The 14151-nt window shown below is 46.9% G+C and carries 11 protein-coding genes; 2 read left to right on the forward strand and 9 right to left on the reverse strand.

What is annotated here, in order from left to right; genetic code table 11:
* Positions 1–97: 97 nt before the first annotated feature.
* The 4 genes from AC5JBY_RS29910 to AC5JBY_RS29925 form a co-directional block, all read right to left on the reverse strand.
* Entirely contained in the window at positions 98–775 is a 678-nt protein-coding gene (locus AC5JBY_RS29910; protein WP_495908368.1) for a hypothetical protein, read from the reverse strand.
* Between the two features lie 185 nt (positions 776–960).
* Positions 961–2268 carry a T9SS type A sorting domain-containing protein gene (locus tag AC5JBY_RS29915; RefSeq protein ID WP_495908369.1) on the reverse strand — a complete coding sequence of 436 codons (1308 nt, stop codon included), beginning with the start codon at positions 2266–2268 and terminating at the stop codon, positions 961–963.
* Between the two features lie 22 nt (positions 2269–2290).
* Complete coding sequence (locus tag AC5JBY_RS29920) at positions 2291–3013, reverse strand: hypothetical protein (protein ID WP_495908370.1); 723 nt, start codon at positions 3011–3013, stop codon at positions 2291–2293.
* Positions 3014–3340: 327 nt separating this feature from the next.
* Positions 3341–4243 carry a hypothetical protein gene (locus AC5JBY_RS29925; RefSeq protein WP_495908371.1) on the reverse strand — a complete coding sequence of 301 codons (903 nt, stop codon included), beginning with the start codon at positions 4241–4243 and terminating at the stop codon, positions 3341–3343.
* A 111-nt stretch (positions 4244–4354) separates the two neighbouring features.
* Between AC5JBY_RS29925 and AC5JBY_RS29930 the strand changes: the two genes are divergently transcribed.
* Positions 4355–5353, forward strand: coding sequence for a phosphotransferase enzyme family protein (locus AC5JBY_RS29930; RefSeq protein ID WP_495908372.1), 999 nt, complete (start codon positions 4355–4357; stop codon positions 5351–5353).
* 55 nt (positions 5354–5408) lie between these two features.
* Here AC5JBY_RS29930 and AC5JBY_RS29935 read toward each other — a convergent pair whose 3' ends face one another.
* From AC5JBY_RS29935 to AC5JBY_RS29955, 5 genes are all read right to left on the reverse strand, one after another.
* Complete coding sequence (locus AC5JBY_RS29935; RefSeq protein WP_495908373.1) at positions 5409–5780, reverse strand: DUF4890 domain-containing protein; 372 nt, start codon at positions 5778–5780, stop codon at positions 5409–5411.
* A gap of 39 nt (positions 5781–5819) precedes the next feature.
* Entirely contained in the window at positions 5820–6539 is a 720-nt protein-coding gene (locus AC5JBY_RS29940) for a hypothetical protein (protein ID WP_495908374.1), read from the reverse strand.
* 103 nt (positions 6540–6642) lie between these two features.
* Positions 6643–7566 (reverse strand): hypothetical protein, encoded by a 924-nt coding sequence (locus AC5JBY_RS29945; RefSeq protein WP_495908375.1) that lies wholly within the window; start codon positions 7564–7566, stop codon positions 6643–6645.
* A 111-nt stretch (positions 7567–7677) separates the two neighbouring features.
* Positions 7678–8160 carry a LytR/AlgR family response regulator transcription factor gene (locus tag AC5JBY_RS29950; RefSeq protein WP_495908376.1) on the reverse strand — a complete coding sequence of 161 codons (483 nt, stop codon included), beginning with the start codon at positions 8158–8160 and terminating at the stop codon, positions 7678–7680.
* A 184-nt stretch (positions 8161–8344) separates the two neighbouring features.
* A complete protein-coding gene (locus tag AC5JBY_RS29955; protein ID WP_495908377.1) occupies positions 8345–10714 on the reverse strand; it encodes an alpha-L-rhamnosidase-related protein in 2370 nt (789 codons plus the stop codon).
* A 425-nt stretch (positions 10715–11139) separates the two neighbouring features.
* On the opposite strand from AC5JBY_RS29955, the gene AC5JBY_RS29960 reads away from it, so the two are divergent.
* Positions 11140–14133, forward strand: coding sequence for a SusC/RagA family TonB-linked outer membrane protein (locus tag AC5JBY_RS29960; RefSeq protein ID WP_495908378.1), 2994 nt, complete (start codon positions 11140–11142; stop codon positions 14131–14133).
* Positions 14134–14151 lie beyond the last annotated feature (18 nt).

The following is a 14151-nucleotide window of genomic DNA, read 5'->3' on the forward strand; positions in this document are numbered from 1 at the left end:
CTCTTAGCAGTTAGTTAATAGGACATCTCCATGTTAAAAGGGCATCCACTGAAAAGTGGGATGCCCTTTTTGTTTGCAGCCGCATTCCATTGGTCGCTTAGTCAGTTTTTGTAACCTTCAGGTTTGCAAAATGAGCATCCGTACCGCCTCCTACCCAGAGGCCGATGGCTCCTTGCCTGTCAGCACCCAATTTTAGATCGTTTACGATCAGGCAGGGTTGCGCGCTTCCGTGTACATATAATTTTGCCTGTTGTCCTGATACTTCAATCCTAATTTTTGTCCACTCACCAGGCACCATATCTACATAGGACTCATATTTTTCCGGAAATTCTTTACGCAATACTTCTACATTAAAATCGGGATGCGCATAATATTGCGTCGTATGGTTTCGCTGCACCTGATCTTCCGCCCTTCCATTGGCAGCCCGCAGATAAAAGCATTCGAACTTTTTATCATCATCGCTAATCCTAAAGGCGATCCCTACAAATCCCCGGTTCATCGGATGCGCAGTTTCCTGCCGCTTTCCTGCCAACTCAACTTCAATGGTCCCATTCACAAAGCTCTTGTCCCTGATCTTTACGAAGGAGGGCTCATTCCCCTTGATGGCAACCACCTTCACAGCCTTTTTCCCTTTATAGGAAGTATCAGTTACCGTGGCATTCACAGGAAGCAATGCTGCACTGCCGGATAAAGGGATCGTCGTTGTTTTGTTTTGCGCAGTAAGGTGGATGGATGCCAGCATCAGCAGGCTACAGCACGTCATAGAGAGCTTCATATTCCTTTTACGTTTGGTAGAAGGTGAATGTATGCCCCGCAACCGGAAAGCGGCTGTTCAGCCCTTGTTCAAGATTGTGTCAAATCTGATCACATTGGCTATTAACACAATTACAAATGTACTAAATCAACATCCATGTAGGCATCCGCTGAAAAAGCGGATGCCTTTTTGTTTGGATTATTCGTTTAATGTTGAATGCTCAGCTGTTGTTTTTCTTTATAAGAGCCGGTGCTGATCTCAATGAAGTAGATGCCATTACTCAGGTCATGTACCGATAAGGATGCTTGTTTGGCCTTATTGTACCGCACATATTTTTTAAGCTCGCCTTGCATATTATATATCCTGATTTCATTGAATGTGCTGGTACCAGCAGCCACTTTAACCGCATTGTCAGTTTTATGAGAGACGGAAATGATGCCAGTTGCCGGATTGGGCGAAACCATAAATACGCCTCCACCACCCCAACACGGAGCTTTGACTGTGCGATAAATGCGGGTAGATGCGCCACAAGCGTTCACGGCTTCCACGCCAATCTGTGTATTGACACCACAGGTCACCGGAATATCCACTGTTGTACCGGTTTGTCCGGAAACCAATACACCATTCTTGTACCATTTATAAGAAGTGGCGCCGGGAACGGGATATACATACAGTTCAACATCGATCGGAGTCATAGGTCCAGGCTGTATGCCACTGGGCGATTGTGGGGCCGCACCAACAGGGAACTCCACCCTTCTCGTGGCAGCAATGCCACTGCAAGAAGTAGTGATGGATACTTCCACCCAGCCAGTACCGGTGGAGCTGCCGTTACGCTGTATGGTGAACTGATACCCATTCGTGCCACCAACAGGCGTCACATTACTGCTATAGGTCCAGGAATAAGTAGCGCCTGAAATGTTCTTTACACTGAACGTGCGGCTGTAGGCACAGACTGTATATAGGTCACCCGTTATTTGAGTAGAAGCATAATAATTATGCGATGATGGTTGATTGTAAGGAACTCCCAGCAACGTATGCCGGTACAAAGGCATAGCGCCCCATTTCGATTCATAGTAACCCGGATGCGTTGTCGACTTCACAGCAGAATGGTCACCACAATAATAATGGACTTTGTCTGCATCTGCCTCATTACAAACCTGGATAAAACATCCATCATTCCAATACGTGTCGATATTGTAAAGTTGAGGATAACAGTTATTGGGGTCACTGTCGTTCTCATAAGCATTGTTGATCCACACCCTGTTGGAATTACCCTCCCGCAGGTGCCAGGCATACGCATGACAGTTGTATTGATTGGATGAATTGTCGAGGAATGTCATGCCGAGATAAGAGTAGGTAGCATTTGTAGCATTATTATAATAAGAGATTTCTGTTGGTGTAAACTCAGATAGTACTGACGCAGATACAAACTCACCTTTACAGGTGTATACCTGTGCTGCTGCTCCAATGCAGACTAAAAGCAGGAAGCAAAGCGTGATATAAAAAGATTTCATATAGAATAGGTTAATAGTGATGTTAGTTGCCGTTTTTCGCGGCACTGATAATAGCAGATAAGGTTTCCCGGTTATGCAACATGCCTGTTTTGATAAACTCTGCTGTTTCGGCTGTCAGGGTACCGGCTTTCAGCCTCGCTGCCGGTTGCAGCGCAGCAATGCCCGCCACCACACGCCCTACCGATGCCAGCGCGGCAAAACCATATACACTATCCGTTTCCATGATGGCATAATGAGACAGCGCGACACGCAGGAACTGTTGCTGCTGTAAAGCAGTTAGTTTGCCCAGGATATCCTGTTGCGCCATGATGTTTTCCAGTACTTTCAGCCTGAAAGCGTAACCACCTTTTTCTACATCCGTGGCCAGCTTCTGATGTCCTTTCGGGTCAAAAGCAGTGTACACATTTAATAGTTCTTGTACTACATCGGTCCTTTTTAAAAGCGCTTCGACACCATTGAAGTTGGCCCGCCAGGTGTTGAACCCTTGCTGCGGCGTGTTTTGCACCATTAATACAGCCCTAGCGGGGTAATTGAGACAGGTTTCCAACAAAGCCTTGGTGGAAAGATTACTTAAAACTGCCGCAGGTAGCTGGCAGGCATCGTACATGTCCTGGACTGATTTAAAAGCCTGCCATTGAGCTGAGCCGGGTTTGGTCGGAAACTCATAAGGCGTGTCCTGTTTTTGTGCCCAGACTACGGACATGAGGAGACAGCAACAAAGTAAACATACCATGTTTCTTTTCATAAAATAAAGTTTAGGTTAATGATAGGCGGTACCTGACAGTAAAGCCTAGCTGGAATTTAAGAAGATTTCAAAACAGGAAAACGGGCATAGCCAAACCGGATAATAATTATATCAGTTTGGTTAATTCAGGAAAACGAGGGGCACTCATTGGCTAAAAAAGCAAACGGGCGGGGTGACACCTTTGTAAAAGGTATCACCCCGCCCGTCGGAACTCGAATGCCTGAAACCGGTCAAACATCCTCCATCCTTGCTTCATCCATGCAGGTTAAAGCGCACTTTATGCATAACTGGAGCAAGGATCAGGCTTCTTTTGCCCTGATTCGGGCATTACTTTGTAGGTCTGCGTGCAGGCCTTACGTTGCGTCCATAATACACGTCGGCTGGATTGTGATGACCGGGATAAACGCGCTCCAAAATGCTATATAGTGCAGGGTCGTAAGCTTTCAGATCGTCGGGGGTTTGGATGCGGGTTTCGCCGTCATAAAACTCGTAGTTGCTCCAGAACCACCACTGGGTGCCTTCTGCCCAATATTCCGCCACGGTATTGATGGCATACTGGCCTTTGTACATTCCCTTGGCTTTAGCAGCCTCGTAAGCGGGTTGTATTTCTGCAAATAAAGCAGAGTCTGCATTGCGCAGGGCGCCCATCATATTGTGGCTGAACTCGTGCACCAGGATGTTCTCTCCATAGTACCGTGTGCCGGGATACCCCAGCAGGTTCTCTTCTGCGCAGGAAGTAACAGTACCTCCCATGCCGCGGGCACGCTTATTCCAGTACTCACGGTCGGTCATGCTGGCGATGCCACCGGGCTTGTCATAGTTTTCGCGTTCGCCGGGCGTCAGCCTCCGGTCTTCCTTGGTAGGTTTCTTCCAGTTGCTGCGCTCGGGGAGGTCGGTTTCCATTTCCGTTTCAGCCATGATCAACACGCGGGCTTTGCGCTTAACCAATTCGGCCCGGATGTCGGGCCTTTTCGCCAGCATGTAGTTCACGATATCACGACCAATGAGCAGGGCCGCATCAGGCACCTTATTGCTTGATACCAGCGGAATACCAATGGCGTCGATGTATTTCTTATAAAAAGTGTCAATCGCCAGCGTTGCCGGAGGCGGTGTGATCGTATACTGTGCATAGTCTTTAATAAGGGCTGCATCTTTACCCTGTTGTGCTACAGCAGGTAGCGCAACGCCTGCCAGGCAGGAAAATAATACGGAGTGGAGTGTACGTTTCATGGTGTTAAATTTCCGTGTTATTACTGGCATGCGGTATATATCGCTTCACCTTGTTTTTGCCGATATTGTCATATCCCCTACATTTGCGCCCCCTCACTAAAAACTATCACTATGGCAATATTCCCTACCCAGTATTCTACCCTCTCGGCTGCCGCCCTCGGGAAACATGTAGAAGAGCAATACGGATTAAATGGATTGCAGTGCCGTTTTTTGTTAAGAGGCGTTAGCGATACCTATGTACTGGAAGGCGCTGTAGAAAAATATATCCTGAAGATCTACCGCGATGCACATCGCTCTCTGGAGGAGATCAAAGGTGAACTGGAATTGCTGAATACTTTGCACCGGGCAGGTTGTAAGGTATCCTATCCCATCAGCGACAAGACAGGTAATCAGCTGCAGGCATTCGAGGCAGCGGAAGGAACGCGTTATGGCATATTGTTCAGCTATGCGCAGGGCAACCCTGCCTACAAGCCCACTGATGACCAGCTCACCATCACAGGACAGGAAATGGCGCGTATCCATAATATTACGGCTGCCATCACGCTCCATCATCCAAGAGCAACCTACAACCACCACACCACCCTGCTGCACCCTATCAAAATCCTGGAACCAGCCTTCACAGAACTGTCGGATGAATACCGCTATTTACAGGAAACAGCAGCAGCTGTCATTAAAAAGCTGGACAGTATAGATACTTCAGGTTTTAGTTATGGCTATTGCCATTACGACTTCATGCCGAAAAACTTTCATTTCGACGAGCACAACAACATCACCTTCTTCGACTTTGATTTTGCCGGCAAGGGTTTCCTGGTCAATGACCTTATGTCTTATTGGATCCATTATGCCCTGTACTTCGTAGTGGGTCGTATCAGCCGGGAAGAAGCCGACAGAGCTTTTAATCAATTCGTAGATGCTTACCGCACGGTAAGACCTGTATCAGCAGCAGAGATCGACGCTATCCCTTACCTCAACTTTACATTCTGGGTGTTTTACCTGGGATTTTACCAGGAGCAGTTCGACGACTTCTCCACGCATTTTTTCAACAACCATTTCAAGAAAGAACGCGTGGCACTGATGAAAAAGATCATGGATGCTTTTTGCCTATTATAAAATAAAAAGGCCGGTCTGCAGTATTGCTGCAGACCGGCCTTTATGAATACATTTTTTACCGTTGCTTTCTTGCTTTCATTCTTTCTTTTGCCAATGCTTTGTTCTCTTTCTTATTGGCTTTGTATTCGAGGAATTGCTCATCAGTAAGGATTGCTTTCAGGGCTTTATCGCGCTCACTATTAGCAGCCTTTACCTTTTTAAGCTTGTCCATCTTTCCACCTCCTTCACTCCTGATAGCCGCAGCCTTGGTGCTAAAATCCTGGTTAATGGCCAGCACTTTGGGCACCTGATCTTCCGTAAGGCTCAACTGAACCGTCATAGAATCAGTCAGGCGTTTGGCGACAGTAGTCTTTTCGGCGTCCTGTGCCTGCACAGCAGCAAAGCCTGTGCAACCCATGATGAACAATACAACAAATAACTTCTTCATACTATATACTTTTTAAAACAATGATTTACGAAGTCAGTATTACCACTCGATATTGAATGTGGCGCCATTCTTCAATGTTACAGTAGCTTTTCTGTTACCAAGGAAAGAGATGGTAGCACTACGGGTAACTGAATAACCACCAGAGCCGGTGCCAACAAACTCGGCAGTAGCCGTACCGGAAGTGATCTTTTTGGTAGTCTTATCAACCTTAATGTTGGTAGAAGTAATGGTAATGACACTAGTCCATGAACGCTTCAGGCGGATCTTAGACTGCTGTGTACCATTGCGTACATAGCTTGAATTGACGATCCACTCTGTGCTGGCAGGCTCAAGTCCTGTAACAGTGGTTTGGGCCGTACTGTTGTCATCGGATGACATACGGGGCGCATCATAATCAACATGACCCGTATAGTTAAACTGCCACTTAGCAGGTGAACAGACAAGAGAACGGGCGTAGTTGAACGAATAATGATAAGTGATCGTTGCACCTGGCTGACTTTGACCAGCGATGGTAGTATCTTTCGATTGACCACAAGCAAGGTGTGTATAGGCACTCATCGTAGCAACCGACTCGGTTTGTACTACTACACCACCGCTGGAGCCAGATACCGACTGCGTAATAGCTTCTGCTATTTCTTCATCGGAAATTTGTTCATTATCTTCTTTATCTTTTTTACAGGAGGTAAACAGTAAGCCTGTTGACAATGTAATAGCTGCGAAAGCTGTTACGGTACGCATTTTCAAAATAGAGGGTTTCATATTTGTTTGTTGGTTTTAGACATGTTGATTGCTGCACCTGCCTGATACCGGCAAGCGGAATTACAAATAACCGTCAGTTAGTGGTAAATGAAATTATTAGATACTATCTCTTTCTCTTGCGCACGGTGGTTTTGGAATGACTTACTTTATTGCCGCGTGGTCCTTGTACCGTAGTCGTTTTACGCGTAGCCTGGTATTGTTTGCCACGTGCTGTAGTAACTGTCCGGGTAGTTCTGTACCTGGTAACAGATGCCTGGTGGCGGGTATGTACCGTTACAGAAGTCACACGCATCGGGCGATACATCGTGCGGGCATAAGCAACACGGTGCGTATGCACTACTACATAATGTGGGCGGTAACGATAGCGAATAGGACGGTAAACTGCCCAAGAAAGCGGTCTCCAGGGTCTCCACCAGGTAGGACGTGCAGCCCAGCCCCAGGGAGAAACATACACGCGGTAAGCAGGCGCATAAACAAACCGTACACAAGGCCATGCCCACACATTTACGATGATAGCAGTATTTTGTCCATACGCATCATATTCCATATTGGGGCCACTGGCGAGTGATGAGCTGTATTCATTGTAAGCATGGTCTTCGCCGCCTGGTTCTATTATAGTCTCTTCGCCATAAATATCTTCATCACCGGTGATCTGGATAACAGCATTGTCTTTACCTGTCTTTTCCAGTTCGATCACCGCAATATCCTGGCTTTCTTTATCCGATATAAGCGCCTGCAATACGAACACCTGCACATCATTCTCTTTCTTATTGATCACACGTATGTAATCGATGTTGCCATCGTCATTGAGGTCAAGGTTATTTACCTTTTCGGCTTCTGTATTGAGTAATTTTTCAAATTCTTCCGGAGAGCCTGCTCTTTTAAAGAGTTCGAGCGCTCCCTGCAGGCTGAAGTTGTCGCCCGGGAGACCAGTAGAGTCAGACGCTGTACGGTCCTGCGCTTGCGCAGTTAAACCATTCATGCTGAGGCAGATCAACAACCCCGGCATCAGACGTGTCATTTTCATATAAGGTATTGTTTGGTAGATCAGACAGAATATTGGATAAAAGGTTTAATGCCTGACAAAAAAAGAATATACCAGGTACTGCAACGTTTTTTTACGACTATTATTGCAAGCCTACTCCCCCATCCACTGTTTAAACAGCGGAGCCTTCAGTTTGCTGATAATAATATTACAATGATCGCCGGGCATAAGATCGACCCGCAGTGTGCCATTAAACCAGATCATCATTTTTTTGATGGAATGCCGGCTTACAATGATCTGCCGGTTGATGCGAAAGAAGTCGTGAGCAGAAATAGTTTGCGCAAGCTCTTCCATGCTTGATCGAAGGATATGACTTTTATCGTCCTTTGTTTTGAGGTATATTGTTTTGTCTTCACAGTAGAAATAAGCCACCTGATTGACAGGCACAGAAGTGAGGCAACGGCCCGTCTTCACCAGGAATCTTTCTTTACCCGGTTGACAAGATGGAGCTACTGCATCATCATCTTTTAACACCAACGCAGCACAAGAGCTCAACAGCTTTCGCAAGAGCACAGGCTCTTTTGCCTGCAGCAAATGAAACAGGTGTAGCAGATCAGTATCGTTGTCCCTTATCATGGTAAGATTGCATGAACATGTTTAACGACACAAAATAAATATGGGAGAAATACAAGTGAATGAAAGAACGACAAGCTTCTTCATTGAACGATGAAGTCAACATATGCAACTCGTCGTTCTATTTGGAAGTTGATCGTTTTTAACAGCGGCTGAACGTTTGCTTCGATAGCGGATTGATCACTGTTTACAACCGGATAACCTGGTGGCCGCCTTTCAGCGGGAAAGATTTGCCATTCCAGATAAAGGAGCCTGTTACGGTGGCAGGAAGCGTTATTTCAGCCTGAACACCCTGTGCACCTTTCTTTTCCAGGCTTACCACTATCTCTCCATCAGGATGTGGCATTTTACCTGTGGCTTGTTGCAGCTCGCCCAACTGTGGCTTTACCTGCACTTTCCGAAAACCGGGCGCCGCCGGTGTAATGCCACAGATGGTAGCGAGGAAATCATAATTGGGACTCGCGCTCCAGGCATGACAATCGGATCGCGTAGGATCAGGGTTCTCTGCAAAAGTGGTAAGTCCATTCTTCAACATATCACGCCAGGGTGTAAGCTGAGAATAATAAAGCTGTCCCATCTCCGCTTTCTTGAGTGCCAGCGTAAGATAGAAGCGATAATAAAAAGTGGCCTGGCTCAATGTTGTATCATACAACACCTTGCGCATCACCGCTTGCCGCTGCGCTACAGGCACAGCGCCCGTAAGTACGCCCATGATGCTGGCATGTTGGCTAAAGGTGTTACGGGCAGGCGTGTTGGCCATTACACTTTTACCGGCATCGAAGCAAGCCTGGTAAGCGCCCTTGCTTAAGTTGGCGGCAATTTTGCGGTAACGCTCAGCTTGTGGCAGCTTCTTAAAGTAGCTGAACAGTTCAGCCGCCTGCTGTAAAGTATATACATATTGCAAGGTGATCACGGAAGAGTTGCCATTAGTGGCTCCATCAGGTACGCCATTGGGAAATGCCCTGTTCCAGTCGGTGAAGTTCCACCACTTCATAGGCCCCAACATCTGACGGGACGAATCGATATGTTGTTCATACCAGTTCAATACCCCTTCGGCAGCGGTAAGGAACTGCTGTACAAATTGCTCATCACGACGGTGCATGAAATAGTCATACACCATCGACACCCAAAACAAGGAAAATGTTGGTATCACCTGCAGGCGGTTGCTTGGATATCGACCTTGCGTCAACCCTTCCGGTACGCGGGAATAATAAAAGTCCAGCAGGGCTTTGCGCATGAGCCGGTCATCGCCGGTAACGTACAAGGATATGAGCGACTGAATACGCGTGTCGCCTTCATATTGCAACTGCTCATAGTAGGGACAATCGTAGTAAGTTTCACCTGCACACAAACGCGCTGTACGCCAGCCTACATTCCAGATGTCCTGCAATGAAGCATCATTACTCGTAAATACAGCCTTTGGCTCAAAAGGGTAACCCGTATACATACCATACAGGTCGTCGATGATCAGCGGTTGTTCTTTGGTGGTAATATCCAGCTGTACGTAGCGCCAGGTCCTCAGCCACAGGGAACGGAACAATCTTTTGCTGCCCCCGTCTGTTACAAACACATCATAATTACCTGCGATCTGCTTGCCATCAATCTCATTACGATTACCTTTCCCCTGCTTGCCAAACAACGCTTCTGCATAGGTCAGTTTAACAGATGCTCCCTTGCCCTCACTCAATAACAGCTCAGGGTACGCGACCGTATTAAAAGTCTGATCGAGCAATATGCTTACTGTTGTGTTTGCCGGGATCGTTAGCCCTTGTTTACCCTGCAGAAAACCATTGGGCACCTGTATCCCATTGGCGCGGCGGACACTGTTGATGCGTTGCTGCGTTTCTTCCATGAGCGGAATATTCCGGGGAGCCAACGTCCACATATTATCTGTGCCATAACCCATCAATGCAGGCGAAGTAAGCCTGCGGGCAGGCACCCATTGTTCATCGTTATAGTTTGTTTGCTCCCATTGCCAGGGATATAATGTAGCCTGTACACTATCACCAGGCCCTATCACCATGTATGTACGCAGACGGGCGCCATTATCCTGTGAACAGGGATGGTAAGCTTTGTTCTGCCAAACCTTCCATGAGTTATTGGTATTGACCAACTTCTCCTGATCGCTGTTTCCCTGCAACACGAAGGCCGTTTGGTTGGAGATCTGCGCTACGGCAGCCTCCTCACCCATATTCCATACCAACGCCGCGATGCTATTGGCCCCATCTTTCAGATAGGATGCTATGTCAACCGTTTCAAAATACCAGTTGTACAGATCGCCCCTTGCCGGGCCATTACATACAGGTGTACCGTTTACGAACAGGCGATACCGGTTATCAGCGGTTACATGTACTATGAACTGTGCAGGTTTCTGCGGCAGCGAAAATGTCTTCCGGAAATGATAAATACCATATCCCCGTAGCGGAACATCGGGACAGGTGATCCAGCTGGCAGGCCAGTGATCTTTGAGCAGTGCAGGATTAACAGAAAGCTGTTGCGCAGGCGCAACAACAAACAGCAATAGGAAAAATGGCAGCAAAAAAGCAAGTGGGCGCATTAGAATAAGATTAGTAAAACAACCGTATTGCTAAATATATCGAAAAAAGGCGGGCTTTTGGCGGTATAGTTAAAAAACTATCACGTTTTAGCAAGGTCAATATTTGATAACACTTTTTATGTGCGTACAGAGGGAAAACAATAATTGTCGTGTTAACAGTTATTGTTAATATATGACAAGAGCTTGTCAATCGGCATAAACGCTTTTTTAAACTAACGTGATATTTTCGTTATATCCTTAGTCTATGTATTATTCTATAAGAAAGGCTGTATAAGACGGCGGGGTATTTTATTGCCATATATCATCCGAAGCACAAAACCAAGTTTAGTACCCGACACATAAACACAAATTAACAGCACACATCACTTACTATAGTAAGCGAACGATTGTATATAAACACATAAACAAAACAAATCACATTGCTTATGATCAAGCTCCTTGCAGGTGCAAGCATAGTCTCCTGCCTATGCTGCTCGCCTGTCGCTGTCAACGCTTTTGCTCCAGACCTTCCTTATCACAAAAAAGCTACGCTGGCGATCACAGTTACAGGTGTGGTTAAAGATGCCAAAGGAAATCCAATACCAGGCATTTCCGTTCAGGTAAAAGATTCCCAAAAAGGTACGTCTACTGATGGCAGTGGACGATTCTCCATCGAAGTTACCGACGCTGAAAGTATTCTTGTATTCTCTGCCACTGGTTATGCTCCCCAGGAAGTAAAGGTGGGTGCACAAACAACCATTGACATCACCCTGCAAACCCGCTCTGCCGACCTCGACGAGGTGGTGGTAGTAGGTTATGGCAAGCAGAAGAAAACAGAAGTTACCAGCGCCGTAGCCAGTGTGAAATCAGAAGATTTTACCAAAGGTTTTGCCCGCGATGCCGGCCAGTTGATACAAGGTAAAGTAGCGGGCTTAGCTGTTGTTACAGCCAGCGGCGACCCGAACGCTACTACACAGATATCATTACGTGGTAACAGTACCATCATGTCATCTACACAACCACTGGTGTTGATCGACGGTATCCCAGGTGCACTCAACACAGTAGCACCGGATGATATCGAATCAATCGATGTATTGAAAGATGGTTCTGCAGCTGCGATCTATGGTACACGGGGTACCAATGGTGTGGTGTTGATCACTACCCGTAAAAAAGGCAACCGTGCCGCTACGATCGTTTACGAAGGCCAAGTGAACATCCAGACTATTGCCCGTCAAATGAATTTCCTGGATGCAGCGGGTTACCGCAGAGGTATCCAGGAAGGCATCTTCCCTGCCAACTTCGACAAAGGAACATCTACCGACTGGTTGGGTGAGATCAGCCGCAAACCTTTGAGCCATCAGCATAACCTTACTTTTCAGGGTGGCAATGGACAAACCAACTACGTAGCCTCGCTGAACGTAAGACAGTGGCAAGGCTTCTTCAAGCGTTCAGAAAATGAACAATTGCTCGGCCGTGTAGATGTGAACCACTCCATGTTTGACAACAAGTTGAAAGTGAACCTGAACGTGATTGGCCGCAACCGCAACTACTTCGATGCGCCCAACTACCAATACATTTACCGCCAGGCCCTGATCCGTAACCCCACAGATAGTGTTTATGACTACCTGGGCAAATGGAAAGAAGATCCCAACGGCTACAACTACGACAACCCGCTGCGCCCCATCGTGGAAGTGGATGGCGATGCTGTAGTGAATGAAATGAGGTATAGCGCCAATGTTGTCTTCACCCCTATCCGCAACCTGAACATCAAGCTGTTGCTATCATCTGTAAAAGAAAGCCAGCTCAGGGGTTATTCAGAAAATAACAACCACCGGGCTTCCGACGCACAACGCAGAACCGGTTATGCCTCCAGGGGTACCGATTATAAGCGTGATAACCTGGTGGAGTTGACCAGTGATTACACCAAAAACTTCGACCTCCATAAAGTTACTTTGATGGGTGGTTATAGCTGGCAGGGTGTAACCAATGAGGGTTTCAGCGCCAACAACTCGAACTTCCCTTCTGATCTGTATACTTACAACAGGCTGCAATCGGGCGATGCCCTGTTGCTGCAGAACAACTCGGTAGGTATGAGCAGCTATAAGAACAACTTCAAGCTGATCGGTTTCTTTGGCCGTATCAACTATGTGTTTGATGAAAAGTATATGTTGATGGCGAGCTTACGTCATGAAGGTTCTTCCAAGTTCGGCGCCAACTACAAATGGGGTAATTTCCCTGCCGTGTCTGTGGGTTGGAGAATTAACCGCGAAGACTTCATGAGCACGATCAATTTCATCAATGAGTTGAAATTCAGAGCAGGTATAGGTGTTACAGGTACAGTACCTGGCGACGCGTACATGTCGCTGATCGCCATGAACTACAACAGCACCAACCGCTTCCTGTATAACGGCAACTGGATCCAGCCTATCGAACCCGTACGTAACCCCAACCCCGATCTTCGCTGGGAAAAGAAAACGGAGTACAACGTAGGCCTGGACTTCGCCATCGTGAACAGCCGCATCAGCGGTAGCATCGACTACTACCAGCGTCGCACTACCGACATGCTCTATAACTTCCCTGTTCCTGTGCCACCAAATTTGAATGGTTCTACTACTGCGAATGCAGGTGAAATGAAGAATGAAGGTTTTGAGGTGTTACTGAACTTTGATGTAGTAAGGCAGCGGGATTTCCAATTCCGTACCAATATCACTTACTCTACCAACAAGAATACACTGACTTCTATCTCTTCCGATCCGAAGTTCAAACTGGCCAATGACTTCTTCGATGCAGGTCATACCGGCGAACCAATCCAGATCATCACGCACCGCGTGCAGGTTGGTCAGCCCATCGGCAACTTCTTTGGTTATAAATCCATCGACATCGACGAGACTGGTAAATGGATCATCGAGGGTGCAGATGGCAAACCCAAGCCACTCGCGCAAGCTAAAGCAGAAGACCGCAAGATCCTCGGCAACGGTGTACCTAAACATACAGCAGGCGTAAACCTCTTTGCTTCTTACAAGCAATTGGACCTGACAGTAGGTATGCGTGGTCAGTTTGGTTACCAGATCCTCAACTTCCAGCGCATGTATTACGAGAACCCTACAGTGAAAGAGTACAACATGCTGGAGAGTGCCATGGATAAAGTATATGGCAAAGCAAGATTGACATCGCCCCTCGCCTATGTATCACACTATATCGAGAATGGTGATCACTGGAAGATCGACAACATCACACTGGGTTACAACTTCAACAAACTTGGTAACAAATACATCAGGAGCATGCGTGTATACGCTTCTGCATTGAACCTGGCTATCATCACCGGTTACAAAGGTATCGACCCTGAAACAAGCCGTCTGGGCCTTGATCCGGGTAACGACTCAAGGGACAAGTATCCCACAATGCGTACGTTCACTTTTGGTGTAAACATGAACTTCTAAACAAGCATAACAACTCAC

Source organism: Paraflavitalea sp. (assembly GCF_059502485.1).

What these genes read in the sequence shown, in the direction of transcription:
- AC5JBY_RS29910 (WP_495908368.1), bottom strand. Translation starts at nt 775, where the DNA reads ATGAAGCTCTCTATGACGTGCTGTAGCCTGCTGATGCTGGCATCCATC.
- AC5JBY_RS29915 (WP_495908369.1), bottom strand. Translation starts at nt 2,268, where the DNA reads ATGAAATCTTTTTATATCACGCTTTGCTTCCTGCTTTTAGTCTGCATT.
- AC5JBY_RS29920 (WP_495908370.1), bottom strand. Translation starts at nt 3,013, where the DNA reads ATGAAAAGAAACATGGTATGTTTACTTTGTTGCTGTCTCCTCATGTCC.
- AC5JBY_RS29925 (WP_495908371.1), bottom strand. Translation starts at nt 4,243, where the DNA reads ATGAAACGTACACTCCACTCCGTATTATTTTCCTGCCTGGCAGGCGTT.
- AC5JBY_RS29930 (WP_495908372.1), top strand. Translation starts at nt 4,355, where the DNA reads ATGGCAATATTCCCTACCCAGTATTCTACCCTCTCGGCTGCCGCCCTC.
- AC5JBY_RS29935 (WP_495908373.1), bottom strand. Translation starts at nt 5,780, where the DNA reads ATGAAGAAGTTATTTGTTGTATTGTTCATCATGGGTTGCACAGGCTTT.
- AC5JBY_RS29940 (WP_495908374.1), bottom strand. Translation starts at nt 6,539, where the DNA reads ATGAAACCCTCTATTTTGAAAATGCGTACCGTAACAGCTTTCGCAGCT.
- AC5JBY_RS29945 (WP_495908375.1), bottom strand. Translation starts at nt 7,566, where the DNA reads ATGAAAATGACACGTCTGATGCCGGGGTTGTTGATCTGCCTCAGCATG.
- AC5JBY_RS29950 (WP_495908376.1), bottom strand. Translation starts at nt 8,160, where the DNA reads ATGATAAGGGACAACGATACTGATCTGCTACACCTGTTTCATTTGCTG.
- AC5JBY_RS29955 (WP_495908377.1), bottom strand. Translation starts at nt 10,714, where the DNA reads ATGCGCCCACTTGCTTTTTTGCTGCCATTTTTCCTATTGCTGTTTGTT.
- AC5JBY_RS29960 (WP_495908378.1), top strand. Translation starts at nt 11,140, where the DNA reads ATGATCAAGCTCCTTGCAGGTGCAAGCATAGTCTCCTGCCTATGCTGC.